The 24,619-nt window shown below is 73.4% G+C and carries 23 protein-coding genes; 5 read left to right on the top strand and 18 right to left on the bottom strand.

The genetic code is table 11. The features are described 5' to 3' along the window. Nucleotides 1-15: 15 nt before the first annotated feature. Nucleotides 16-1,452 carry a DNA repair protein RadA gene (gene radA / locus AC3RJ9_RS00500; protein ID WP_144860649.1) on the top strand — a complete coding sequence of 479 codons (1,437 nt, stop codon included), beginning with the start codon at nucleotides 16-18 and terminating at the stop codon, nucleotides 1,450-1,452. A gap of 13 nt (nucleotides 1,453-1,465) precedes the next feature. Here the strand turns inward: radA and AC3RJ9_RS00495 are convergent, their stop codons facing one another. After that, a complete protein-coding gene (locus tag AC3RJ9_RS00495; protein WP_206495677.1) occupies nucleotides 1,466-2,296 on the bottom strand; it encodes a hypothetical protein in 831 nt (276 codons plus the stop codon). A 41-nt stretch (nucleotides 2,297-2,337) separates the two neighbouring features. On the opposite strand from AC3RJ9_RS00495, the gene AC3RJ9_RS00490 reads away from it, so the two are divergent. Beyond that, the gene (locus AC3RJ9_RS00490; RefSeq protein ID WP_206495678.1) at nucleotides 2,338-3,270 is read left to right on the top strand and encodes an HhH-GPD family protein; all 933 of its coding nucleotides are present in this window, start codon (nucleotides 2,338-2,340) and stop codon (nucleotides 3,268-3,270) included. Nucleotides 3,271-3,307: 37 nt separating this feature from the next. Here the strand turns inward: AC3RJ9_RS00490 and AC3RJ9_RS00485 are convergent, their stop codons facing one another. From AC3RJ9_RS00485 to AC3RJ9_RS00455, 7 genes are all read right to left on the bottom strand, one after another. Further along, nucleotides 3,308-3,823, bottom strand: a complete 516-nt coding sequence (locus AC3RJ9_RS00485) for an amino-acid N-acetyltransferase (RefSeq protein ID WP_049147791.1) — start codon at nucleotides 3,821-3,823, stop codon at nucleotides 3,308-3,310. Nucleotides 3,824-3,919: 96 nt separating this feature from the next. Then, nucleotides 3,920-4,102, bottom strand: coding sequence for an Rv0909 family putative TA system antitoxin (locus AC3RJ9_RS00480; protein ID WP_041104640.1), 183 nt, complete (start codon nucleotides 4,100-4,102; stop codon nucleotides 3,920-3,922). Nucleotides 4,103-4,429: 327 nt separating this feature from the next. Further along, nucleotides 4,430-6,985 carry an ATP-dependent Clp protease ATP-binding subunit gene (locus tag AC3RJ9_RS00475; RefSeq protein WP_123244185.1) on the bottom strand — a complete coding sequence of 852 codons (2,556 nt, stop codon included), beginning with the start codon at nucleotides 6,983-6,985 and terminating at the stop codon, nucleotides 4,430-4,432. 156 nt (nucleotides 6,986-7,141) lie between these two features. Next, a complete protein-coding gene (locus AC3RJ9_RS00470) occupies nucleotides 7,142-7,444 on the bottom strand; it encodes a histone-like nucleoid-structuring protein Lsr2 (RefSeq protein WP_036314827.1) in 303 nt (100 codons plus the stop codon). A gap of 164 nt (nucleotides 7,445-7,608) precedes the next feature. After that, the gene (locus AC3RJ9_RS00465) at nucleotides 7,609-7,848 is read right to left on the bottom strand and encodes a hypothetical protein (protein ID WP_002856071.1); all 240 of its coding nucleotides are present in this window, start codon (nucleotides 7,846-7,848) and stop codon (nucleotides 7,609-7,611) included. Between the two features lies 1 nt (nucleotide 7,849). After that, nucleotides 7,850-9,364: a lysine--tRNA ligase gene (gene lysS / locus AC3RJ9_RS00460; RefSeq protein ID WP_123244186.1), complete on the bottom strand. Its 1,515-nt coding sequence runs from the start codon at nucleotides 9,362-9,364 to the stop codon at nucleotides 7,850-7,852. Nucleotides 9,365-9,396: 32 nt separating this feature from the next. Continuing rightward, nucleotides 9,397-10,386, bottom strand: coding sequence for a 2-hydroxyacid dehydrogenase (locus tag AC3RJ9_RS00455; protein WP_159833630.1), 990 nt, complete (start codon nucleotides 10,384-10,386; stop codon nucleotides 9,397-9,399). 168 nt (nucleotides 10,387-10,554) lie between these two features. Here AC3RJ9_RS00455 and AC3RJ9_RS00450 point away from each other — a divergent pair, with 168 nt between their 5' ends. Together AC3RJ9_RS00450 and AC3RJ9_RS00445 are read left to right on the top strand one after the other, a co-directional pair. Next, a complete protein-coding gene (locus tag AC3RJ9_RS00450; protein ID WP_489727667.1) occupies nucleotides 10,555-12,429 on the top strand; it encodes an MDR family MFS transporter in 1,875 nt (624 codons plus the stop codon). Further along, the gene (locus AC3RJ9_RS00445; RefSeq protein ID WP_036314817.1) at nucleotides 12,422-12,931 is read left to right on the top strand and encodes a MarR family winged helix-turn-helix transcriptional regulator; all 510 of its coding nucleotides are present in this window, start codon (nucleotides 12,422-12,424) and stop codon (nucleotides 12,929-12,931) included. The genes AC3RJ9_RS00450 and AC3RJ9_RS00445 overlap by 8 nt, the downstream gene beginning before the upstream one ends. Before the next feature lie 39 nt (nucleotides 12,932-12,970). On the opposite strand, the gene AC3RJ9_RS00440 is transcribed toward AC3RJ9_RS00445, so the two are convergent. From AC3RJ9_RS00440 to AC3RJ9_RS00395, 10 genes are all read right to left on the bottom strand, one after another. Continuing rightward, complete coding sequence (locus tag AC3RJ9_RS00440) at nucleotides 12,971-15,034, bottom strand: M13 family metallopeptidase (protein WP_123244443.1); 2,064 nt, start codon at nucleotides 15,032-15,034, stop codon at nucleotides 12,971-12,973. A 151-nt stretch (nucleotides 15,035-15,185) separates the two neighbouring features. Then, nucleotides 15,186-15,668: an SRPBCC family protein gene (locus tag AC3RJ9_RS00435; RefSeq protein WP_036314813.1), complete on the bottom strand. Its 483-nt coding sequence runs from the start codon at nucleotides 15,666-15,668 to the stop codon at nucleotides 15,186-15,188. A 47-nt stretch (nucleotides 15,669-15,715) separates the two neighbouring features. Beyond that, the gene (locus tag AC3RJ9_RS00430; protein WP_049146636.1) at nucleotides 15,716-16,414 is read right to left on the bottom strand and encodes a DNA-3-methyladenine glycosylase; all 699 of its coding nucleotides are present in this window, start codon (nucleotides 16,412-16,414) and stop codon (nucleotides 15,716-15,718) included. Then, the gene (gene panC, locus AC3RJ9_RS00425; protein ID WP_123244444.1) at nucleotides 16,411-17,442 is read right to left on the bottom strand and encodes a pantoate--beta-alanine ligase; all 1,032 of its coding nucleotides are present in this window, start codon (nucleotides 17,440-17,442) and stop codon (nucleotides 16,411-16,413) included. The genes AC3RJ9_RS00430 and panC overlap by 4 nt, the downstream gene beginning before the upstream one ends. Before the next feature lie 154 nt (nucleotides 17,443-17,596). Beyond that, nucleotides 17,597-18,295: a DUF3618 domain-containing protein gene (locus AC3RJ9_RS00420; RefSeq protein WP_036380847.1), complete on the bottom strand. Its 699-nt coding sequence runs from the start codon at nucleotides 18,293-18,295 to the stop codon at nucleotides 17,597-17,599. Then, nucleotides 18,292-18,759, bottom strand: coding sequence for a phage holin family protein (locus AC3RJ9_RS00415; protein WP_036314802.1), 468 nt, complete (start codon nucleotides 18,757-18,759; stop codon nucleotides 18,292-18,294). The genes AC3RJ9_RS00420 and AC3RJ9_RS00415 overlap by 4 nt, the downstream gene beginning before the upstream one ends. Further along, complete coding sequence (locus AC3RJ9_RS00410; protein WP_036380841.1) at nucleotides 18,756-19,571, bottom strand: hypothetical protein; 816 nt, start codon at nucleotides 19,569-19,571, stop codon at nucleotides 18,756-18,758. The genes AC3RJ9_RS00415 and AC3RJ9_RS00410 overlap by 4 nt, the downstream gene beginning before the upstream one ends. Before the next feature lie 158 nt (nucleotides 19,572-19,729). Next, entirely contained in the window at nucleotides 19,730-20,956 is a 1,227-nt protein-coding gene (locus AC3RJ9_RS00405) for a glycerophosphodiester phosphodiesterase (RefSeq protein ID WP_049146623.1), read from the bottom strand. Nucleotides 20,957-21,127: 171 nt separating this feature from the next. Next, nucleotides 21,128-23,293 carry an alpha/beta fold hydrolase gene (locus tag AC3RJ9_RS00400; protein ID WP_163721158.1) on the bottom strand — a complete coding sequence of 722 codons (2,166 nt, stop codon included), beginning with the start codon at nucleotides 23,291-23,293 and terminating at the stop codon, nucleotides 21,128-21,130. Between the two features lie 95 nt (nucleotides 23,294-23,388). After that, nucleotides 23,389-23,838, bottom strand: coding sequence for a DUF3806 domain-containing protein (locus tag AC3RJ9_RS00395; RefSeq protein ID WP_061866859.1), 450 nt, complete (start codon nucleotides 23,836-23,838; stop codon nucleotides 23,389-23,391). Nucleotides 23,839-24,067: 229 nt separating this feature from the next. Here AC3RJ9_RS00395 and AC3RJ9_RS00390 point away from each other — a divergent pair, with 229 nt between their 5' ends. Then, nucleotides 24,068-24,544, top strand: coding sequence for a low molecular weight protein-tyrosine-phosphatase (locus AC3RJ9_RS00390; RefSeq protein WP_061866860.1), 477 nt, complete (start codon nucleotides 24,068-24,070; stop codon nucleotides 24,542-24,544). The last annotated feature ends 75 nt before the right edge of the window (nucleotides 24,545-24,619 follow it).

The following is a 24,619-nucleotide window of genomic DNA, read 5'->3' as shown; positions in this document are numbered from 1 at the left end:
TCCTAGAGTGGGCGCATGGCCACCAAGACCGCCCCGAAGCGCGCCCCCGGATACCGCTGCACCGAGTGCGGCTGGACCACCGTGAAGTGGGTCGGCCGCTGCGGGGAGTGCCAGTCGTGGGGCACGGTCGAGGAGATCGGCCTGACGTCCACCACCGGCCGCACGCGCGCGGCCACGGTCGCGGAGGTCGCGCCGCGCATCGCGGACGTGGACGCCACGCTGGCCTCGTTCCGCTCCACGGGGGTGCGCGAGCTGGACCGTGTGCTCGGCGGCGGCCTCGTGCCGGGCGCGGTGATCCTGCTGGCCGGCGAGCCGGGCATCGGCAAGTCCACGCTGCTGCTGGACGTGGCCGCCCAGACGGCCCGCGGCGCGGGCGGCGGCGGTCCGCGCTCGGTGCTGTACCTGACGGGTGAGGAGTCGGCGGCGCAGGTGCGCTCCCGCGCAGACCGGATCGGGGCGATCGCGGACACCCTGCGCCTGACGGCGGAGACGGACCTGGGCCGGGCGCTGGGGCAGATCGAGCGGACGGACCCGGAGCTGGTGATCGTGGACTCCGTGCAGACCCTGCAGTCCACCGAGGTGGACGGGATCGCCGGGGGCGTCAGCCAGGTGCGCGAGGTGGCGGCCAGCCTCATCCGCACGGCCAAGGAGAAGGGGATCACCACGGTCCTGGTGGGCCATGTGACGAAGGACGGGACCATCGCGGGCCCGCGGCTGCTCGAGCACCTCGTGGACGTGGTCTGCCAGTTCGAGGGGGACCGCCACTCACGGCTGCGCCTGGTGCGTGCGGTGAAGAACCGCTTCGGGCCCACGGACGAGGTCGGCTGCTTCGATCTGCGGGAGGACGGCATCGAGTCCCTGGACGACCCCTCCGGTCTGTTCCTCTCGGGCGTCTCGGAGCCGGTCGAGGGTACGTGCGTGACGGTGACGCTCGAGGGCCGGCGCCCGCTCGTGGCCGAGGTGCAGTCCCTGCTCACCCCGTCCGCCGGCGGCAGCCCGCGCCGCACCGTCTCCGGCGTGGACGCGGCGCGCGTGAACATGCTCCTGGCCGTGCTCCAGCGCCGGGCCCGTTTCGCCCTCGCCCAGGACGACTGCTACGTGGCCACCGTGGGCGGCGTGCGACTCTCGGAGCCCGCCTCGGACCTGGCCGTGGCCGTCGCCGTGGCCTCGGCGAAGCTCTCGGCCCCCGTCCCGCAGGGGATGATCGCGGTCGGCGAGCTCGGGCTTGCCGGGGAGGTGCGCCCCGTGCCCGGCATCGGGCGACGGGTGCGTGAGGCTGCGCGGCTGGGCTTCACCCGCGCGCTGGTCCCCCGCTCCCCCGAGCCGCTCGGGGAGGTCCCGGCGGGCTTCACGGTGGCGGAGGTCGGCTCGATCGGCGAGGCCCTCGCCACGATCCCCACGTGGACCGGCGGCGGCCCGGCCGCGCATCCGGAGGCCGGCCCCGGCCGCTGACGGCGCGCCCGGCTCAGCGGGATGGTGACGGCGACGGGTCAGTGGTCGTGGCGGGCGCCGCGGACGGCGAGGCCGACGCCGAGGCTGAGGCGGGCGCCGGAGCTGAGGCGGACCCCGACGGGGAGGTGCTGCCGCTCGAGGAGGGGGTGGCCGAGGAGCTGCTGTCCTGGGCCCCCGGGGCGAGCTCCTCGAGGATCTTCAGTGCCACGGGGCGGGAGGTGACGTCGCCGAGGCTGACCGTCAGCAGATGGGGCCCGGGCTCCGCGAGAGCGCCGAGGCGGCCGCAGTCCTGGCTCGAGGCGCGGCCGGACCAGCGGTACACGGCGGTGAGCTCCTCGTGCGGGTACAGCACCCGCTGGGCCTCCGCGGGGTCCGCCTGGCAGATGCGGGTGGAGAAGACGTCGTCGCCCTCGGCCGTGCGGATCCTGAACTCCTGTCGGGCCGTGCCCACATCCGTGCGGCACGGGGTCGAGGAGAGGTTCGTGATGCCCAGGCGCAGCTCGGCCTCCTCGCCCCGCTGGTACTCGGACCGGTCCGCGGAGGCGGTGATCCGCAGGTCCGAGGGCTGGCACTCGGCCGCGTCCTCGAGGGCCACGGTGGGCGAGGCGGAGCCGGACTCGGCGTCCGTCGCCGGGGCGGGCGACGGGGAGTGCACCGGCGTCGGGGCGGCGGAGGGGTCGGCGTCCTCGGAGGAGAAGGCGCCGATCCCGGCGCGGACGAGCGCCACGACGGCCCACCCCACCAGGAGCAGGAGCACGAGGGCGAGCAGGGCGGCCACGAGCCGCCGGCGGCGGTAGACGGCGGGGGACGGCTTCGACCCGGGGGAAGTCGGACGAGACGGCATGCGATCCAGGGTAGGCGGCGGCGCACCCTACAGTGGACGCCATGCCCGCGCCCGCCCCCCTCGTCCCGCCCACGGTGGACGTGCCGCGCCTGCACGACGCGGTGCTGGGCTGGTTCGCCGTCCACGCCCGGGACCTTCCCTGGCGCAGCCCGGACTGCTCCCCGTGGGGCGTGCTCGTCTCGGAGATCATGCTCCAGCAGACACCGGTCGTGAGGGTGCTGCCCCGCTGGCGGGAGTGGCTGGAGCGCTGGCCCACCCCCGCGGACCTGGCCGCCGCCCCCACCGCAGACGTGCTCACGGCCTGGGACCGGCTCGGCTACCCGCGCCGGGCCCTGCGCCTCCAGGAGGCCGCCCGGGCCGTCGTCGAGCGCCACGACGGCCGGGTGCCGGCCGACCCCGCCGCCCTGCGCGCCCTGCCCGGCATCGGCGAGTACACGGCCGCGGCGGTCGCGAGCTTCGCGTTCGGCATCCCCGAGACCGTCGTGGACACCAACGTGCGCCGGGTGATCGCGCGCGCGGTCGCGGGTGAGGCCCTGCCCGGCAGGTCGCTGACCCGCGCCGAGATGCGCCGCGCCCAGGCCCTGATGCCCGAGGACCCCACCCGCGCCAACGCGTGGAACGCGGCCGTCATGGAGCTCGGGGCCCTCGTCTGCACCGCCCGCTCCCCCGCCTGCGACCGCTGCCCCCTGGCGGAGACGTGCGCGTGGGTCGCGGCGGGCTCCCCGCCGCCGGCGGAGGTGTCGCGCGGCCAGGCCTGGGCCGGCACGGACCGTCAGGTGCGCGGGGCCGTGATGGCCGCCGTCCGCGAGCACGGGCGCGTGGCCGAGGCGGAGGTGCCCGCCGTCGTCGTGGCCGGGGGGCGGCTCGGGTCGCACCGCCCCGAGGACGCGCAGTGGGCGCGCTGCGTGGCTGGGCTCGTGTCGGACGGGCTGCTGGCCCGGGACGACGACGGCGGCCTCACCTTCCCGGCCTGACCTCGCCGGGGCACGGGGCGGCCCGCGGTGCGGCGGCTCAGAGGCGGCGGATCATCCGCGTGTTGCCGAGCGTGTTCGGCTTGACCCGGGCGAGGTCCAGGAACTCGGCGACGCCCTCGTCCGTGGAGCGCAGCAGTTCCGCGTAGACCTCCGGGTCCACGGCGGACTGGTCCGCCATCACCTCGAAACCGTGCCGGCGGAAGAACTCGACCTCGAAGGTCAGGCAGAAGACCCGCTCGACGCCCACGGCCCGCGCACGGTCCAGCAGCTCCTCGATGACCAGGTGCCCGACGCCGGCCCCCCGGTGGGCCTCCGAGACGGCGAGGGTGCGGACCTCGGCGATGTCCTGCCACATCACGTGGAGGGCGCCGAAGCCGGCCAGGGTCCCATCCGCCTCCTCGGCGACCACGAACTCCTGGATGGCCTCGTAGTAGGCCACAGCCTCCTTCTGGAGCAGCACGCGCTCCCGCGCCAGCGGCTCCACGAGCGCCTGGATGACCGGGACGTCCTGGGTCCGCGCCGAGCGGAGGGTGAGGGGGCGGTCGGCAGGCATGGGGTCCAGTCTAGGCACGGACATCCCGACCCCGGACAGACGGGAGCCCCCGTCCCGGCGGACCAGGCGGGGGCTCCCGCGGCGTCGACGGCAGGCTCAGGCCTGCTGCTCGCCCTCGTCCCCGGACAGGAACTTCTCCTGCGCGCCGTCGACACCCTTGTTCACGGTGTCGCCGTGCTCGCCGAGCTTGTCGCCGTGCTGCTCCTGAGCGTTGTCCACGGCCTCGTCGATCTTGTCCGAGTGCTGGTTTGCGAGGTTGTTCAGGTCACCGATACCCATGGGCGGCCTCCTTCTTCTCGGGGCTGCTCCGCGGCCGTCCCGGCGAGTGCCGGGCCGAAGCGGAGACAGGACCACCGTCGAGCGGTCACAGACCACAGTGGCACCGATCCCGCCGCGAGGGAACCCCTCTCGCGCCTGCGGGGAGGCGGGCCGGTTCAGCGGTCCTTCGCGAGGCCGTCCTTGATGCCGGCGGCGGTGTCGCGGACCTCGGCCCCGGCGTCCCCGCGGGGGCACGACGACGGCCCGCCGCCTCCTCCCCGAGGGGGAGGGGCGACGGGCCGTGGCCACCGGACGCGCGGTCCGGCGTCGTGGGTCAGACCCCGCAGGTCACACGGAGCGGTCGGCGTCCACCGGATCGCCGGCACCGGGCTCGAGCTCGGCCAGCTCCGCACCCTCCAGGGCCTCCCGGCCGCCGGAGAACGCGAACGTCAGCTCGGCGCCCTCCCCCTCGCCCGTGGCGTCCACGGTGATGAGGGAGCCGGCCGGGATCTCGCCGAAGAGGATCTTCTCCGAGAGCTGGTCCTCCACCATCTGCTGGATGGTGCGGCGCAGCGGGCGGGCGCCCATGGCCGGATCGTAGCCGCGGTCCGCGAGCAGGTCCTTGGCGGACTGGGTGAGCTCGATGGACAGGTCCTGCTCCGCCAGGCGCTTGCCGAGGCGGGAGACGAACAGGTCCACGATCTCCACGATCTCGTGCTTCTGCAGCTGCGGGAACACGATCACGTCGTCCACACGGTTGAGGAACTCGGGGCGGAAGTGCTGGCGCAGCTCCTCCTTGACCTTGCCCTTCATCCGCTCGTACCCGGTGGTGGTGTCCGTGGCCGACTGGAAGCCGGTCATGACGCCCTTGGAGATGTCCCGGGTGCCGAGGTTCGTGGTCATGATGATCACGGTGTTCTTGAAGTCCACCACACGGCCCTGCGAGTCGGTCAGGCGACCGTCCTCGAGGATCTGCAGCAGGGAGTTGAAGAGGTCCTGATGGGCCTTCTCCACCTCGTCGAACAGCACCACGGAGAACGGACGGCGGCGGACCTTCTCGGTGAGCTGGCCGCCCTCCTCATAGCCCACGTAGCCGGGAGGGGCGCCGAACAGACGCGAGACGGTGTGCTTCTCCTGGAACTCGGACATGTCCAGCGTGATGAGCGCGTCCTCGTCCCCGAAGAGGAACTCCGCGAGGGACTTGGCCAGCTCCGTCTTGCCGACGCCGGTGGGGCCGGCGAAGATGAACGACCCCGAGGGGCGGTTCGGGTCCTTCAGGCCCGCGCGGGTGCGGCGGATGGCGCGGGACAGGGACTTGATGGCCTCGTCCTGGCCGATCACGCGACGGTGGAGCTCGTCCTCCATGTTGCGCAGGCGGTCCGTCTCCTCCTCGGTGAGCTTGAACACCGGGATGCCGGTGGACTTGGAGAGCACCTCGGCGATGAGGTCCTCGTCCACCGTGGCGACGTCGGCGTCGGCGCCGGTGCGCCACGCCTGCTCCTTCTCGCGGCGCTCGTCCTCGAGCTGCTGCTCCTGGTCCCGCAGGCGGGCGGCGCCCTCGAAGTCCTGGCCATCGATGGCGGCCTCCTTCTGGGTGCGCACCTCCGCGATCCGGGACTCGTAGGCCTTGATCTCCGGCGGCACGGTCATGCGACGGATGCGCAGACGCGCACCGGCCTCGTCGATCAGGTCGATGGCCTTGTCCGGCAGGTGCCGGTCGGAGACGTAGCGGTCCGCCAGGCCGGCGGCGGCCTTGAGCGCGCCGTCGGTGATGGAGACCTTGTGGTGCGCCTCGTAGCGGTCCCGCAGGCCGCGCAGGATCTCCGTGGCGTCCTCGACGGACGGCTCGGCGACCTGGATCGGCTGGAAGCGGCGCTCGAGCGCGGCGTCCTTCTCGATGTGCTTGCGGTACTCGTCCAGCGTGGTGGCGCCGATGGTCTGCAGCTCACCGCGGGCCAGCATCGGCTTGAGGATGCTGGCGGCGTCGATCGCGCCCTCGGCCGCACCCGCCCCGACGAGGGTGTGGATCTCGTCGATGAACAGGATGATGTCCCCGCGCGTGCGGATCTCCTTGAGCACCTTCTTCAGGCGCTCCTCGAAGTCGCCGCGGTAGCGGGAGCCGGCCACGAGGGAGCCGAGGTCCAGCGAGTAGAGCTGCTTGTCCCTGAGCGTCTCCGGGACGTCACCGCGGTCGATCGCCTGGGCCAGGCCCTCGACGACGGCGGTCTTGCCGACGCCGGGCTCGCCGATGAGCACGGGGTTGTTCTTGGTGCGGCGGGAGAGCACCTGCATGACGCGCTCCATCTCGCCCGCACGCCCGATGACGGGATCCAGCTTGCCGTCGTGCGCGGCCGCGGTGAGGTTGCGTCCGAACTGGTCCAGCACCACGGAGCCGGCGTTCTGGCCGGCCTCGCCGCCCTGGCCCACCCCGGCGCCGGCGGTCTCCTTGCCGCCCTGGGCGCCGCCCTGGTAGCCGGAGAGCAGCTGGATGACCGTCTGACGGACGCGGTTCAGGTCCGCGCCGAGCTGCACGAGCACCTGGGCGGCCACGCCCTCGCCCTCGCGGATCAGGCCGAGCAGGATGTGCTCGGTGCCGATGTAGTTGTGGCCGAGCTGCAGCGCCTCGCGCAGGGACAGCTCGAGCACCTTCTTGGCGCGCGGCGTGAAGGGGATGTGGCCGGGCGGGTTCTGCTGACCCTGGCCGATGTCCTCCTGCACCTTCTCTCGCACGGCGCCCAGGGAGATGTCCATGGACTCCAGTGCCTTGGCTGCGACGCCCTCACCCTCGTGGATCAGACCGAGCAGGATGTGCTCGGTGCCGATGTAGCTGTGGTTGAGCATGCGCGCCTCTTCCTGGGCGAGCACGACCACCCGCCGGGCGCGGTCGGTGAATCTCTCGAACATGGGCACACTCCTTGCGTACGGTCGTGGTCGAGACTACGCACCCGGGCCGCGTGCCGCGCGACTGTTCGCCAGCGGGAGAAGCGGCCCGGCCGTCGTCGGGAGGGGCCGGAACGAGGCCCGGGGACGCCGATTCCTCGACGCACCCGGGCGGGGCGCTCACTTGCGCTTCGCGTTGCGGTAGGCCTCCACCACGTCGCGGTGCAGACGGCCCCGGCTCGAGACCTCGTAGCCGTTCTCGGCCGCCCACTTGCGGATCTGGGCGGCCTCGACCTTGGGCGACGGCGGCGCCACGGCGCGGCCCTTCTTCATGTAGGGCTTCAGGAACTCACGGAGTTCCGCAGCGTGCTCCTTCGACAGGTCGATCTCGTAATTGCGACCGTCCAATGCGAAGTTCACGGTCTCATCTGCAGGCGAACCGTCAAGATCATCCACGAGGACCACTTCTACCTTCTGTGCCAACGGTGATTCCCACTTTCTTCTCTCGTGCGCGTGTCCCTGGGTTCCGGTCTTCGCTCTCGGGGTTCTTTCCCGCGTGCTCACGATTCCGGCCGTGCACTTGTGGTGATTCAAGAATACCGCAACAAAGCCGGGCAGAAGGATTCTTCAACGCCGGGGAAGGAATCTCAGCGGGCGCGGTCCTCCGGATCGGCCTCCGGCCCTCCCTCGGCTCGGCGTCGGGCCGCCCACTCACGGGCCTCGGCCTCCTCGCGGGCCGCCCGCGCGTCCGCGCCCGAGAGCCGGCGGGCCTGACTCTCGCGCTCGCCCGTGTCCGAACGCAGCAGGGAGCGCATCACCAGCCAGAAGATGAGCCCGAGGCCGATCGAGGGGGCGAGGACGGAGAAGTAGTCCCAGAAGTCGGCCATGTCAGGCCTCCGGCTTGAGCAGCGGGAAGAGGATGGTCTCGCGGATGCCGGCGTCCGTGAACAGCATCACCAGGCGGTCGATGCCCAGGCCGATGCCGCCCATGGGCGGGGCGCCGTACTCGAGGGCGCGCAGGAAGTCCTCGTCCAGCTGCATGGCCTCGTCGTCGCCGGCGGCCGCCATCGCCGACTGGGCGGTCAGGCGCTCGCGCTGGATGACGGGGTCGATCAGCTCGGAGAACGCGGTGCCGCGCTCCATGCCGCCGATGATCAGGTCCCAGGCCTCGATGACCCGGTCCTTCGAGCGGTGCGGGCGCGCGAGCGGCTGGGCGGCCGGCGGGTAGTCGTACACGAACGTGGGGTTCATCAGGGTGGGCTCCACGATCTCGCCGAACAGCTCGATCACGAGCTTCTCCGCGTCCCACGCGGGGTCCACCTTGACCTCGTGCTCCGCGGCGATCGCCCGCAGCGTCTCGGCGTCCGTGTCCGGGGTGATCTCGCGGCCCACGGCCTCGGACAGCCCCGGGTACACGGCGACCCAGGCCCACTCGCCGTCGAGGTCGATGACGCCCTTCGCGGTCTCGAGCCGACGCCCGGCGCCCACCGCGTCCGCGGCGTTGAGGATGATCTCCTGCATGCGCTCGGCCATGACGTGCATGTCCGCCCACGCCTCATAGGACTCGAGGGTGGTGAACTCGGGCGAGTGGGTCGAGTCCACGCCCTCGTTGCGGAACACGCGGCCGATCTCGAACACGCGGTCGATGCCGCCGACGACGGCGCGCTTGAGGTACAGCTCGGTGGCGATGCGCAGGGTCATCGGCTGGTCGAACGCGTTGAGGTGCGTCTCGAAGGGACGTGCGAGGGCGCCGCCGTGGACCAGCTGGAGCATCGGGGTCTCCACCTCCACGTAGCCGTGGCCCTCGAGGGTGCGCCGCACCGCCGAGGTGACCTTGGCCCGGGTGTAGACCATGCGGCGGGCCTCCTCGCGCACGATCAGGTCCGCGTAGCGCTGGCGGACGCGGGTCTCCTCGTTCAGGTCCGCGTGCAGCACGGGCAGGGGGCGCAGCGCCTTGGAGGCCATCTCCCACGCCGAGGCCATGATGGACAGCTCGCCGCGGCGCGAGACGATCACCTCGCCGGTGACGGAGAGGAAGTCGCCCAGGTCCACGACCTTCTTCCAGTCGGCCAGGGACTCCTCACCGACGGCGGCCAGGGACACCATGACCTGGAGGCGGACGGCCTCCCCGTCCGCGCCGGACTCCTGCAGGGTGGCGAAGCAGAGCTTGCCGGTGTTGCGGAGGAAGACGACGCGCCCGGTCACCGACACGGTCTCGCCCGAGGCCCAGTCAGGCTCGTGGCCGTCGAACCGCTCACGCACCTCGGCCAGCGCGTGGGTGCGCGGCACCTGCACGGGGTAGGCCTCGCGGCCCGAGGCGAGCAGCTGCTCACGCTTGGCGGCGCGGACGGCCTGCTGATCGTGGTGGTCGACGGCGGCGGAGGCGGAGTTCTCGGTGGTCACGGTTCCCGAGTCTACCGACGGCGCCCCGCCGGTCAGCCGCGCACCTCGGGGTTGACGAGGGCCGGGACCTCCGCGCCCGTGGCCATGGCGATCGCGTTGCGCGCGGCCAGCTCGGCCATCGCGGCGCGGGTGTCCCGGGTGGCGGAGCCCAGATGCGGCAGGAGCATCACGTTCTCCAGCTCGGCCAGGCCCGGGGCGAGGGCGGGCTCGTCCTCGTAGACGTCCAGACCGGCGCCGAAGAGCCGCCCCTCGCGCAGGGCGGTGACGAGGGCCGCCTCGTCCACCACGGGCCCCCGGGCCGTGTTGACGAGGACGGCGTCGTCCTTCATCTTCGCGATCACGTCCGCATCCACGAGGTGATGGGTGTCGTCCGTCAGGGGCACGTGGAGGGACAGGACGTCCGCGACCTCGACGAGCTCCTCCCAGCGGACCTGACGGACGCGGCCGGCGAGGTCGCCGAGCTCCGCGGCCGCGACCTCCCGGTGCGCGGGCGGCCGCGGCGCGAACACGACCTCCATGCCGAAGGCGAGCGCACGCTCGGCCACCGCCTTGCCGATCCGCCCGAAACCGGCCAGGCCCAGGGTCGCGCCACGCACGTCCCGGCCCACGAGCAGGTCCGGCGCCCAGCCGTGGAAGCGTCCCTCGCGCACCATCCGCTCGCCCTCGGGGGCACGGCGGGTCACCCCGAGGATCAGGAGCATCGCGATGTCCGCGGTGGCGTCCGTGAGCACGTCCGGGGTGTTGCCGACGGCGATCCCCCGCCGCGTCGCGGCGGCCACGTCCACGTTGTTGTAGCCGACCGCGTAGTTGGCGATGCCCCTGATCCGCGCGTCGGCGAGCACGTCGGCGGTGAACTTCTGGTCCAGGGCCGCGACGACGACGTCGTAGTCCCCCGAGGCCACCAGCCGCGCGAGCGCGGCGTCCCCTCCGACGTCGGCGCCGTCCACCACCTCTCCGGCCGCGCGCAGCATCCCGAGCCCGGGCTCGGGGAGGCGGGTCATGAGCAGGAAACGGGGGGTCACGGCGGGGCCTCACTCTCGGATCGGGGCGGGGAGGACGGGGCGTCGTCCGGCGTGACCAGGCTAACCGCGGAGGGCGGGTGCGGCCCGGGCCGACGCCCCTTATGATTGACTCTCGTCAATCATTGACTCATGTCAATCATCGCGCCGCCCCTCCCGCCGAAGGACCCCATGACCCCGACCTCCCCCGCCCCCGAGGCCGTCGCGCCGGCCGGCGCCCCCTCGCTCGAGCGCGCCGCCGCCGACGCCGCGCGCCACCGCTCCGTGCTCCAGGCCCTGACCGGCCTCCTGCTGGGCATGTTCGTCTCGATGATCGCCAACACGGTGGTCTCGACCTCGATGCCGGTGATCATCCACGACATCGGCGGCGACCAGACCGCCTACACCTGGGTCATCACCTCGGCCCTGCTCGCCACGGCCATCGCCACCCCGATCTGGGGCAAGCTGGCCGACCTCGTCAACCGCAAGGTCCTCTTCCAGGTCGCCCTGGCGATCTTCGTCGCCGCCTCCGCGGCGGCCGGGTTCACCCACGATCCGACCTTCCTGATCGTCTGCCGCACCGTGCAGGGCCTGGGCGGCGGCGGCCTCGTCGCGCTCAGCCAGGTGATCATGGCGGACATCATCAGCCCGCGTGAGCGCGGCCGCTACATGGGCCTGTTCGGCGCCGTGATGGCCGTGGCCACGGTGGGCGGCCCGCTCGCCGGCGGCGTGATCACCGACCTGTGGGGCTGGCGCTGGAACTTCTTCGTGGCGGTGCCCTTCGCTGTCGTCGCCCTGGTGATGGTGCAGCGCACCCTCCACCTTCCGCACCGCGAGCGCCAGAAGGTGTCCATCGACTACCTCGGCATCGTGTTCCTGACCGCGGCCACCGCGCTGCTGCTGATCTGGGTCACCAGCGCCGGTCGCGACTTCGACTGGGCCAGCACCACCACCGCGTGGATGCTCGGCGGCGCCGCCGTCGCCACCGTCCTGTTCGTCGTGACCGAGCTGCGCGTCGCCGAGCCGCTCATCCCGCTCACCCTCTTCCGCGACCGCACCTTCACCCTCGCGACGATCGCCTCGATCGCCACGGGCCTGGCCATGTTCGGCTCCTCCGTCTACCTGGCCCAGTACATGCAGCTGGCCCGCGGCGCGGCGCCGACCCAGGCCGGCCTCATGACCATCCCGATGATCCTCGGCCTGCTCGTGTCCTCCACGGTGATCGGCGGCCTCATCACCCGCACCGGCGTGTGGAAGCGCTGGCTCGTGATCGGCGCCGTCCTGCTGATCGCCGGCACCGCCCTGCTCGGCACCCTGCACTACGACACCTCCTTCTGGCTGGTGTCCCTCTACATGTTCCTGCTCGGTGCCGGCGTCGGCATGACCATGCAGAACCTCGTGCTCGTGGTGCAGAACACCACCGACCCGCGGCAGATGGGCGTCGCCAGCTCCGGCGTCACCTTCTTCCGCACCCTGGGCGGCAGCATCGGTGTCGCCGTGATGGGCGCCGTGGTCTCCAACGTGGTCCCGGACCGCATCGAGGAGCGCCGCGCGGACCTCGCCGCGGCCCTGCGCAGCCTGGGCCCGGACGCCGCCGAGTGGTCCGAGAGCCTGCAGTCCAGCACCCTGGCACGCGTGGCGGAGATGCCCGACGGCCTGCGCTCGATCTTCGAGGACGTCTACGCCACCGGCATCTCCCACGCGTTCCTCGTGGGCGTGCCGCTCGCGATCGTCGCGCTGATCGCGATCCTGTTCCTGCCGAACATCCCGCTGGGCCGCATGACCACCTCCGAGCGCCTCCACGCCACCCGCGCCGACCTGGCCACCCACTCCACGGCCGAGGCCATGCAGACGCTGCCCGCGACCGGTCCGATCCCCGTGGTGACCGCGGCGCAGGGGCAGCATCCGGCCGAGGACCCGGAGGAGTCCCGGGCGGTGGCGGCCGAGCGCCCGGCGACGGCGTCGCCGGTGGCCGGCCGGCCCGTCGTCCCCGCGGCGCTGGCCGTGGCGGGGACGGCCCTGCTGGCGGCCGTCGTCACCGCGCTGGTCCGGGCCCGCCGTGGCTGACGGCGCCCCGGACCCGGGCAGAGGCGGCGACGACGCGGGCTTCGAGGCCGCCGTCCAGGGGCTCGAGCAGGCGTTCTCGCGTCTGGTCCTGCAGCACCGCCAGGTGATGGTCCGCTACGCGGCGGCCCTCAGCCCGGCCCTGTCCGTCGGGGCGATGAAGGCGTTCATGATGCTGGCCAACGAGGGGACCATGACGCCCTCGGCCGTGGCCGAGGGCCTGCTGGTGGACCGCGCCCAGGTCTCCCGCATGGTCCGCGACCTCGAGGCCGCCGGGCTGATCACCCGAGAGCCGGACCCGCGGGACCGCCGCTCCGCCCTCCTGAGCGCCAGCCCCGAGGGGCTCGCCCGCCTCGACGCGGTGCGCGGCGGCCCGGCGGGTCGCGGGCTGCGCGACGACCTGGCGCGCTGGGACCGCGAGGACATCCGGACGCTGACGCGCCTGCTGGACCGGCTGGCCGCCGAGCGTCAGACCCGGATGCAGGACCCCGCCGAGTCCGAGTGAGCCGCCGGCCGGACCCGCGGGCCCGGCCGGCGGGCGGGATCACCAGATGGTGACGCGCTCCTCCGGGGCCAGCCACATGGGATCCCCCTCGCGCGTGCCGAACGCCTCGTGGAAGGCGTCGATGTTCTTGACCACCTGGTTGCAGCGGAACTCGTTGGGCGAGTGCGGGTCCGAGGCGATGCGGGTGACCATGGCCTCCGGTCGCGTGAGCTGACGCCACACGGTGGCCCAGGCGGTGAAGAACTCGCGGTCCCCCGCCGCGGCGTCGAGGGAGGCGCCGTCGCCCTCGTCCCGCCAGATCTCCAAGGCGCGGTGGGCGATGCCCAGGCCGCCGAGGTCGCCGATGTTCTCCCCCAGGGTGAACTCGCCGTTGACGCGGTGGTCCGGGGCCTCGGCCGGGGAGAGCGCGTTGTACTGGGCCACCAGCCGGGAGGTGCGCTCGGTGAACGCCGCGCGGTCCTCCTCGGTCCACCAGTCCTCGAGCCGACCGGCGCCGTCGTACCGCGAGCCCTGGTCGTCGAAGCCGTGGCCGATCCCGTGGCCGATCACGGCGCCGATCGCCCCCAGGTTCGCGGCCATCGAGGCCTCGGGGTCGAAGAACGGGGGCTGCAAAATGGCGGCCGGGAAGACGATCGCGTTCTCGAGCGGGGAGTAGTACGCGTTCACCGTCTGCGGCGTGATGTGCCACTCCTCCGGGTCCGGCCCGTCCGCGATCTTGCGCAGGTCCCGCTCCCACTCGAGCTCCGAGGATGAGCGGGCGTTGCCCAGCAGGTCGCCGGCGTGGACCTCGAGGGCGGAGTAGTCCAGCCACTTCGAGGGGTAGCCCACCATGGGGCGGAACATCGCCAGCTTCTCGAGCGCCCGCTGACGGGTCTCCTCGCCCATCCACTCGAGCTCCTCGATGGACCGGCGATAGGCCTCCTGGAGCAGGCCCACGAGCTCGTCCATCGCGGCCACGTGGCCCTGCGGGAAATGGCGGGCCACGTAGAGCTGCGCCACGTCCTCGCCGGCCGCCCCGTTGACGAACGCGACCGCGCGCTTCCAGCGGGGGCGGACCTCCTCGGTGCCGGCCAGGCGGCGGCCGTAGAAGGAGAAGTTCTCCTGCACGAACGCGTCCGGCAGGAAGCCGGCGAAGGAGCGCAGCACCTGCAGGATCAGCCAGTGACGCCAGTCCTCGAGGTCGGCGGCCTCGGGTCCCTCGAGCAGCCCCTGGACACCGGAGAGGAAGTCCGGCTGCCACACCACGACCTCCGCGGCGCGCTCGCCGGCGGCGTCCACGCCCTCGAGCCACGCGTCGGCCAGGGGGAAGAGCTCCGTCAGCCGGTCGTGGGTCATGGGGTTGTAGCGGGCCACGGCGTCCCGGCTGCGGACCAGGTCCCAGTGCAGGGCGGCGATGCGCTTCTCCAGCTCCACCACCCGGACGCCCAGCGCGGCGGCCTCGTCCCGGTCCGCGCCGATCCCGGCCAGCGTCAGCAGGCGGCCGGTGTGCTCGGTGTACTGCGCGAGGATCTCGGCGTAGGCCTCGTCCCGGTAGTAGGACTCGTCCGGCAGGCCCAGGCCGCCCTGGAGCAGGTGCAGGAGCATGCGGTCCGGGTTCCCGGCGTCGTTGAGTGCGCCGGTGTTGATGAGGCCGGAGACGCCCTGACGCTGCAGTCGCCCGGAGAGGGTGAGCAGCTCCGCAGGGGTGGTCACGGTGGCCACCGCCGCCAGGTCCGAGGCGATCGGCTCGAGGCCGCGGGCCTCCACGGTCTCGTCGTCCATGAAGGAGGCGTACAGCGCGGCGATCCGGCGCTTGAGCTCCGGATGCTCCATGCCCTCCGTGTCCTCCGCATCCAGCGGCGCGAGCGGGGCGTCCCGGTGCGCGCCGGCCGCGGCCGTGGCCTGCACGCGCGCCTGGGCGGGGTCGAAGCCCGCGCCGACCTCGCGCACGGCGTCCTCGCACAGGTGCCGGACGGCGAGCTCGGCCGCGTCCCGCAGCTCGAGGAACGCGCCGTAGGCGCCCTGGTCCGCGGGGATCTCGTGGGTGTCCAGCCACCCGGCGTTGACGTGGCGGTACAGGTCCTCGCGCGGCGACGGGACGCGGGGCTCGGCGGTGGCGGTCACGGCGGATCCTCCTGGACGTGGGGGGTGGGACGGTCTCGCACGGCACTCTAGCCGTGACACCGGACACGACGACGGGCACGCACCCTGGTCGGGTGCGTGCCCGTCGTCGTGGGGACGGCCGGCCCGGGGGCCGCCGTCGGGAGGCGGGGGCTCAGCCGACCTCGGCGGCCAGCTTCGCGAGCGACTCCTCCATCTGCTCCTCGGAGACCATCGGGAAGAGGTTCTTCTCCAGCAGCTCCGGGTCGGTCACGTCGGTCCAGTCGTAGGTGAGGGACACGTCCGTGCTGCCGGAGCCGTTGTCCTCGAGCCGGTAGACCCACTGCCAGCCCTTGGGCTCGGTGCCGGCGGGGGCGGTCTTCCAGCCGACCAGCTTGTTCGGGTCGTAGGCGACCACGTGGTTGTCCGTCTGGTAGTCGCCACCCATGTGCTCCGCGTGCATGTTCATGGTGAACACGTCGCCGACCTTCTGGATGCGCTGGGTCTTGTCGTCCGACTGCACCATGCCCGAGCCGTCGAACTTCGCGTGGTTCGCGGGCAGGGTCAGGAAGTCGAACACGTCCTTGGCGGACGCGTCGATGGTCCGGGTGACGGTCTGCTGGGTCTCGCCGTGGGCGGTCTTGTTCATCTCGGTCATGGGATCAACCTAGGCACGGGGCCGGGGCGGCCGACAAGGTCTGGGGCTCAGTCCGGCACGTTGCGCCCACGCCGGAACGCGGACACGCTGCGGTGGCCGGCCACGCTGAACCGCCACGGGAAGCGCACGGAGCCGCCCTCCCCCGAGACGCCGACGCGCGGGCCCGTCACGACCTCGATCGGCGGCTCGGCCGGATCGCGGGGCGCGGGCGGGGCCAGGAGGAAGCGGGCGGGCGCGGCCGGCGCGGCGAGGCGGGCCGGGGTGCCGCCGTCGTCGGCCACTTCCGGCGGCGCGGCGACGATCTCCACGGGCGCGTGGCCCATCTCCAGGGTGATGCCGAGGCCCTGGCCGAGGTTGCCCGGGCCGGAGAGCAGCTTGGGGCCGGTGTCCCGGCCACGGCGGGCCACCGCGAGGTCCCCTCCTGCGAGCACCTCGGCCGCACGCAGCAGCACACCGCCGGCCTCCCCCTCGGGGTGGCCCACCAGGTTCAGGCAGCGGTGGATGCCGTAGTTCAGGTACACGTACGTGCGCCGCGGCGGCCCGAACAGCGCGGCATTGCGCTCGGTGCGGCCGCGGAACGAGTGGGCGCCGGGGTCTGCGCCCGCGTTCCCGTACGCCTCGGTCTCGGTCAGCCGCACGGTGACGGCGCCGTCCGGGGCGACGACGGTCAGCCGGCACCCCAGCAGCGTCGCGGCGAGCGCGGGCGAGGGGCCGTCGAAGGCGGCGGCGAGACGCTCCGGGGTCACGGCAGCGGCCCCGCGGCGGGCAGCACCATGGTGTCGATCAGCCGGACGGGCGGCACGTGCGCGGCCACGAGGGCGAGGGCCTCGCGGCGCAGCGGCTGGCACAGCAGCTCCGGACCGAGCTCGGCGAAGGTGTCCCGGTCCACCACCACGAGGTGGTCCAGCTCGACGCCCGGCTCGTCCTCGACCATCCGGCGCGCGGCCTGGACGTCGACGGGCTCACCGGCCGCCGCGGCGTCGGCCAGGGAGCGCAGGGCGCGGCTGAGGACGAGCGCGTGCTCCAGGCCCGCGGCGTCCAGGCGGGTGTTGCGGCTGGAGAGCGCGAGGCCCTCGGGCGAGCGGACGATGGGCACGGCGCGGACGTCGACGTCGATGTCGAGGTCCGTGGCCAGGCGGCGCAGGACGGTGAGCTGCTGCGCGTCCTTCTGGCCGAAGTAGCTGCGCAGGACCGGCGCCGCCGGGCGCACGATGTTCCACAGCTTCGCCACGACGGTGGCCACGCCGTCGAAGTGGCCCGGGCGGGAGGCGCCCTCGAGGACCTCCCCCATGCGGCCGGCGGAGACGGTGACGATCGGCGCGTCCGGGTAACCCGGGTACATCTCCTGCACGTCCGGGGCGAACACGACGTCGGCGCCCGCCGCCGCCAGCAGGTCCAGGTCCGCGTCGAGGGTGCGCGGGTAGTGCTCCAGGTCGGCCGGATCGCCGAACTGGAGCGGGTTCACGAAGATGCTGACCGCGACGACGTCGTTCTCGGCGCGGGCCCGCCGCACCAGGGCCGCGTGGCCGCCGTGGAGGGCGCCCATCGTGGGGATCAGGCCGACGGTGACGGGCTCGGCGTCGCCGTCGTCCGTGGCGTGGGCGACGAGCTCACGGAGAGCGGAGCGCATCTCGGCGACGGTCCGGGCCAGACGCGGGCGCGCGGAGACGCCGTCAGCCTCGGGCGTCACGGGAGCGGGGAGGGCGTCCTCGAGGGTCAGGCCGGTGCCGGCGGGGACGGGGCGCTGGTCGGGGACGCGGTCGAGAGGGGTCACCCTCCGAGTCTAGGCACGGGGCCTCGGGGAGGACTTCCGCCTCACCACGCGCATCTGGTCCAAGGCCTGAGCCGCGGGCCGGATTCGGCCCCGCCACGCGCGACGCCGGCCGGTCCCGTCAACGGGACCGGCCGGCGTCGTGCTCGAGTCGGGCTCAGGCGTCCTTCGCGGTGTCCTTCACCTGGCGGGCGGCGTCCTGGGACTCCGCCTTGAGGCCCTGCGCCGTGTCCGTGCCCTGCTCCTTGAGGTGGGAAGCGGCCTCGGCGGCCGACTCCTTCACGCTCCCGGCGGCCTCGCGGGCGGCGGGCTCGAGGTCCTCGCGCAGCTGCTGGGCGGCCTGCTTGGCCTCGTCCACCAGCGGGGCGGCCTGGTCCTTGAGGCCCTCCGCGGCGCGCTGCTCCGCGCGTGAGGCGGGGATCAGCGAGCTGAGCAGCAGGCCGGCACCGAAGGCGATCAGCCCGGCGGCCAACGGGTTGCCCGCGGTGCGGCCGCGCAGCTGAGCCGGGGCCTGGTGCAGGGCGTGCTGGGCGTCGTCGGCCCACTCGGACACCCGGTCGCCGGCGTCGCCCAGGCGGTCCTGGGCCTGGCCGGCCGCGTCATACGCGGAGGCCCGGGCGTCGTCGACCACCGCGTGGGCGCGATCGCCCAGCGAGGGCTCGTGGCGGTGCTGCTCCGGGGAGCCCATGATGTTCTCCTTCGCGTGGATGAAGCCGTCCTTGATGCGGTTGGTCTGCCGGGACACGGCCTTCGTGGGGCTCACCTTCTCGGCGAGGGCGTCCACGTCCTGGCCGAGCTCGCGGCGCGTGCGCTCGATGTCGGCGCGGATCTCGTCGGGGTTGTTGCTCGTGGTCATCGCGTCTCCTTCGCGGGGTTCAGGGTCTCGGGGATCTCCTGAAGCGTCTCCTGGGTCTGCGGCAGACCCTTGATCTTCTCGATGTCCTTCTTGCCCTGTACGGCCAGCACGGCCGCGACGACGCCCCACAGCACGGCCACGATCAACGCGGCCCAGCCGATCGGCAGGAATACGTCGAGCAGGTGCATCAGGGCCAGGGACAGGAACATCAGCAGGAAGAAGCCGCCGACGGCGGCGCCGGCCAGCAGACCTGCCCCCTTGCCGGCCTTCTTCGCGGACTCGGTGGCCTCGGCCTTGGCCAGGGCGATCTCCTGGCTGACCAGCGTCGACAGCTTGGCCGACAGGCTCTGGAACATCTCGCCGAGGCTCTCGTGCTCGGCACGGAACTCCGCCTGCGTGGGCGGCGGGGTGTGCGCGCCGGAGTGCGGCGTCGCGTCGCGGAACGGTTCGTGGGCGGTGCTCATGCGTCACCCCCGGGCCGGGTCTGGTCGAACGGCCGCTCGGCGGTCAGGCCCTGCTGGACCGGCGCCTGCGTGCCATACGGGGTGTCCCCGACGCCGGCCGCGCGGCGGGGCCCGGCGCCGTCCGCGACGCGGCCGTCGGCCTGGGAGAGCGAATCGCTCGAGTAGGCCGGGGCCTGCGAGTCCAGGTGGTGCGGGGTCACGTCCGCGTGCACCGCGTCCGGACGGGTCGTGTGACGGCGCGGCGAGGTGGAGGCGGCGGAGTCGGGCTGGGCGGCGTCGCGGATGCCGCGCGTCAGTCGACCGGCCACCAGCCCGGCGCCCAGGGCGAGGGCCAGGAACGTGCCCGGACGGCGAGCGGCGAAGCCGCGCACGTCCTGCAGCAGGTCCTGCGGGGAAGCGGTCTCCAGGCGCTGCGTCAGGGCCTCGGCACGGTCCGCCACCGAGGCGACGCCCTGGCGCACCAGGTCGGTCTGCGGCTGCTCACCGGAGACCACGCGGTGCAGGTCGTCGGTGTAGCTGCGCACCTGGCCCGCGAACCGCTCCTGCTGGGTCTGCACCTGCGCGCCGACCTGCTCCTGGGCGGAGCCGACCAGCGACTGCACCTGGTCAGCGGCCTCGTCCTTCACCTGGCCGGCCTCGTGCTTGGCGGTGGCCGCGAGGTCCTGGGCCTTGTCCTTGGCGTCCTGGGCCACGGCCTTCGCCTGGCCCTGGGCCTCGCCCGCGGCCTGCTGGGCCTTGTCCTTCGCCTGGTCCTTGGCGTCACGGCCCTCGGCTGAGGAGCCGTGGGCGTTCTTCGGCGTGTTCGTCGTCATGCTGTGCCTTCCTTCGTCCGGGTCGGCGGCCCCTCATGGCCAGCCCTTCTGGCCGTCCACGTCACCGGGTCCACCGGTCCTGAGGGCCAAGGTAAGCACCGCGACGGACGTGCCGGAAGACCTCGGGTCCGCCGGGATCGTCTCCGGTCGGGACGGGGTCAGCGCACCTTCAGGCCCCGCTGGGCGGTCTTGCCGACGCCCCGGCCCGGGTGCTCCTTCTTGCCCTGCATCCAGGTGTCCACGGCCTGCACGCCGAGGTCGGGGTGGTCGGTGAAGAAGCCGTCGATGCCGGCGTCGAGGAACGGCTGGATCATGCCGACCATGTCGCCCCGCGCGTTCGGGTCCGTGGAGGAGCGGAACTCCGTGTAGAGGAACTGGTTCTCGGCGCGGAAGGTGTACGGCACCACCTCAAGGCCCGCGCGGTGGGCGAGGGAGACGAACGCGGTCTCCTCGCCCATCGAGCCGTCCTTCTCCTTGGTGATGATCTGCGCGAAGGCCGGGCCGAGCGTGTCGACGCCGGCCGCGCGGACCTCGCGCATGCCCGCGGCGGTCTCGTAGAAGTCGTAGTCGCGGAGCCCGTCGCCGGCGGCCACGGAGTCATAGGGCGCGCCGGTGACGCTGGAGAGGAACACCGTCTCGGCCTTGAGGCCGAGGTTCTCGTTGAGATCGCGCAGGTTGGCGAGCTCGAAGGACTGCACGGTGGCGGGGGCGTTGCGCTTGTTCAGGCCGTACTCGTCGAGCAGCTCGACGACGCGCTCCTCCATGGACAGGCCGATGGAGTCGAAGTAGGTGGGGTGCTTGATCTCGGGGATGACGCCGATCTCGCGGCCGTACCGGGCAGAGAGGCGCTCCCGCAGCTCGAGCACCTCCTCGAAGGTGGGCACCTGGTACCGGCCGTCGTAGGACGCGGACTCGGGGCGGACCTGCGGCAGGCGCTCCTTGGCGCGCAGGGTCTTGAGCTCGGCGAGGGTGAAGTCCTCGGTGAACCAGCCGGTGAGGGCCACGCCGTCGACGACCTTGGTGGTCTTGCGGTCCGCGAACTCGGGCCGCTGGGCGACGTCCGTGGTGCCGTCGATCAGGTTCTCGTGGCGGACCACGAGCACGCCGTCCTTGGTGGAGACCAGGTCCGGCTCGATCACATCCGCGCCCTGGGCGGCGGCCAGCTCGTAGGCGGCCAGGGTGTGCTCGGGGCGGTAGCCGGAGGCACCACGGTGACCCACGACGTCGGGGCGCACTACGGGCTTGCCCGTGACGGACTGCGCGGCGGCCGGGGTCGTCGGTGCGGCGGGGGCGGCGGCGGCCGGGGCGGCCAGCGGGGCGCTGACGGCGACGGCGGCGGCGAGGGCCACGAGGCCGCGGGCGGCGTGACGACGGACGGAGGTCATGGAACGGTCCTTTCCGGGAGGGGGATGACCGCTCCAGTGGGCCAGATCCGGGTGTCGGCCGGGTGGCCCCCCTCCGGCCACAGCCGGCCCGTCCGGTGAACAGCCGGTGACGGGCGGCTGATCGGAGAGGTTCAACCGCCCGTCACGATGCGCGGCGCCGGGCCCGGCGGCTCAGCCCGCCGTCGGCGACGGCCGCGTCAGTCCCAGCGTCTCCGGGGCCGACGGGGTGCCGTCGCCGAGGACGTGCTCGCCCAGGAAGCCGAGGACGACCTCGTACCAGACCCTCGCGTGCTGCGGGGCGAGGATCCAGTGGTTCTCGTGCGGGAAGTAGAGGAACCGGTGGTCGGTGGTGCCGTCCGCGGCGGCCGGCCGCCCGGACTTCGCCAGCAGGTCCGACCACAGGCGCAGCCCCTCGCCGATCGGCACGCGGTAGTCCTTGTCGCCGTGGATGACGAGCATCGGAGAGACGATCTCCCCCACGAACCGGTGCGGAGAGTTCTCCTGCTGCATTTGCTCGTCCATCTCGCGGGCCCAGTAGAACGCGGCGTCCGTCGTCGGGCCGAAGCCGTCCAGCGCCCACAGCGAGGCGTGCGTGACCACGCACCGGAACCGATCGGTGTGCCCGGCCACCCAGTTCGCCATGTAGCCGCCGAACGAGCCGCCCATGGCGGCGGTGCGGTCGCCGTCGACGTCCTCACGCGCCACGACGGCGTCCGTGAGCGCCATCAGGTCCGTGTAGGGCGCCTGACCCCAGCGGCCCCAGCCGCGTTCGATGAAGTCCTGGCCGTAGCCCGTGGACAGCGCCGGGTCCGGCATCAGCACCGCGTAGCCGCGCGCCGCCATGACCCACGGCGTCCAGCGCCAGCTCCACGCGTTCCACGAGCCCAGCGGCCCGCCGTGGATCCACAGTAGCAGCGGGTGACCGCCGGCCGGCGCCTCCCCCTCGGGGAGCACGAGCCAGCCGCGCACGCGCGTGCCGTCCTCGGCGACGGTCTCCACGTCCTCGAGGGTGCCCGGGATCGCGGGGCGCTCCACGGGGTTCGGCAAGCGCGTGGCCTCGCCCGTGGCCAGGTCGATCCGCGCCACCTCCGGCGGGAACAGGTAGGAGGAGCGGACGCCGTAGGCCGTGGCCCCGTCCGGGGAGAGCACGACGTCGGTCCACGCCTCGTCCTCCCGGGTCACCTGCGCGACGGCGCCGGTGGCCACCTCGATGCGGAACACCGGGCGGCGACCCTCCGAGTCCGCGAGCGCGATCACCGCGGAGTCGTCCGGCAGCCACGCGACGACGTCGGCCCAGCGGTCCCAGCCGTGGGCCAGGGGCGTGGTCTGGCCCGTGGCCGTGTCCATCACGTACAGGCGCGGGTGCACGGCGGAATGCGGGGTGGAGTCGGGGGTGCGGACGACGACGGCGCGCGTGCCGTCATGGCTGACGGGGCCGACGGCCACGTCCTCACCGGGGACGTCGTGCAGGACGCGGTGCTCGCCCGTGGCCAGGTCCACGCGCACCACCGTGCCCTCGCGCACGTTGCCGCGAGCCTCGGCGGTGGCGGCCGTGGTGAGCAGGAACGAGCCGTCCGGGGCCACCTGCGCGCCGATCCCGAACGCGTGGGAGCGCGGGAATCCGGAGACGTGGCGCAGGTGGTGCGCCACGTCGTCGGCCTCGGGAGCCAGGCCGGAGGCGGCGGGGCCGGGCTCGGCGACGTCGGCGTCGGTGGCGGGCTCGCCCTGCGGGTCCGGGCCGGGCTCGAGGACGAAGAGCTCGGGGCGGGCGGGGCCGAGGTCGTGGTCCCAGAAGCGGATGGGGTAGCCGGTGTGCAGGATGGCGTCCACGCCGGCGTCCCTGCGGGTCTGCGCGAGGGCCGCGTGCTCGGCCTCGGTGGTCGCACCGAGCAGCCGGTCCGCCGTGACGACCACGCGGTCCGCCGCGGAGGCGCACGTGACCGCGGCGACGCCGCCCGGGCGGGAGAGCACCACGCGCGCCTCGCCGCCCCGGGCCGGCAGGGCCCACAGGGCGTTGCGCTTCTCGGCCTCGGCGTCGGCGGGGTCGGGACGGGCGGAGGTGAAGAAGAGGGTGCCGTCCGCGGCGAACTGCGCGCCGGCCTCGCCCTCGCGGGAGCGGGTCAGGCGGTGGGCGGGGCGCTCGCCCGCGGGGTCGACCTCCCAGAGGGCGGTGGCGTAGCCGGTGCCCTTCGCGTCCCGGGTGGCGACGGTGGTCACCAGGCGGGCGCCGTCCGGGCTGAGGGTGAGACCGGCGACGCGCGGCAGGGCGGTGAAGGCGTCGAGGTCGTGGAAGGGGGTGGCGGGGGTGTTGTCCGGGGTGTCCGGGGTGGAGGTCATGCGTTCGTTTCTATCGGCCTGCACGTGATCCGGGCAACACGGAGGGCGGCGGGGTGGTGGCCTCGACGGCGGGCCGCCCCGGTGCCCGCCGCGCCTCAGGCGCCGGGCAGCGCGCCGGCGTCGGCCCGGATCTGCTGGAGCTGCTCGCCGAGCCAGTCGACGTACCCGCCCATCCACTCCCCCGTGGCCTGGTCGTTCCAGCTCTGGCCGACCACCGGCTGCGGGAAGACGACGGCGTCCGAGAGGGTGTCCCGCAGCGCGAGGGCGGGCCCCTCCTCGTCCGCGACCGTCACCCACTGCATGCCGTGGCGCGCGCCCAGGTGCTCGCCGAGCAGCACCGCGACGACGTCCAGCAGCACCGCCAGCTCCTCGGGGTCCAGCTCGTCGGCCTCCGCCTGCGAGCGGGCCAGCACGGCGTCGTAGTACGCGGCGACCGCGTCCAGGTCCAGGTGGTCCACGCCCTCCTGCGCGGCGAAGTCGCGACGGACGCGCACCCACTCCCGCTCGGGCTCGGTCAGGGGGCTCATCTCGGGCTGGTCGGTCATGGCCTCCATCCTGCCAGGCGCGTCGGGCGCCGCCGTCGCCGGAACGGGCGGCGCCGGCCGCGCTTTCGTTCGAGAAACGGCGAGGAACCGGGGGGACACACCGCCGGAGGCCTGCGATCCCCCAGCGGGAGCACTCGTGGACGCGCCCGATGTCGTGCCGCCAGCGACGAGGCGAGCGTGCGGGCCGTCGTCGTCCGCCGCCCCCGACCGGACTTGAGACACTGGCCCCATGCGCATCATGACCGTCTGCCTGGGGAACATCTGCCGCTCGCCCGCCGCCGAGGCCGTGCTGAACCGCAAGCTCGCGGAGGCCGGTCTCGACGACGTCGAGGTCACCTCCGCCGGCACGTCCGACGAGCACGTGGGCGCCCGGCCGCATCACCTCACCCGCGAGGTCGGCGGCGAACTGGGCTACGAGTTCCCGACGGTGGGGGTGCAGCTGTCCGCCGACCTCGTGGACGACGCCGACCTGATCCTCGTGATGGACGAGGCCAACCTCGCCGACGCGCGGCGGCTCGCGACCACGGACGAGCAGCGGGACCGGATCCACCTGATGGGCGAGTTCGCGTCGGATGCGGACAGCGCCGGGGTGCGCGAGGTCCCCGATCCGTACGGGTATCCGCGGCCGCAGTTCGAGGAGATGTACCGGCAGATCGAGGACGCAGCAGACGGCGTCGTCGCCGCGATCCGCGACGGCCGCCTCTGACGGCCGGGGCGCGGCCCCGGACCCGCCGTTTCCCGAACGAAAACGGTCCGGGACCCGCCGTTTCCCGAACGAAAG

The sequence above is a fragment of the Micrococcus sp. 63XJN7_6_ISO-PGPR-S23-444 genome, assembly GCF_058072765.1.
This window is presented reverse-complemented; position numbering and strand designations above follow the sequence as displayed.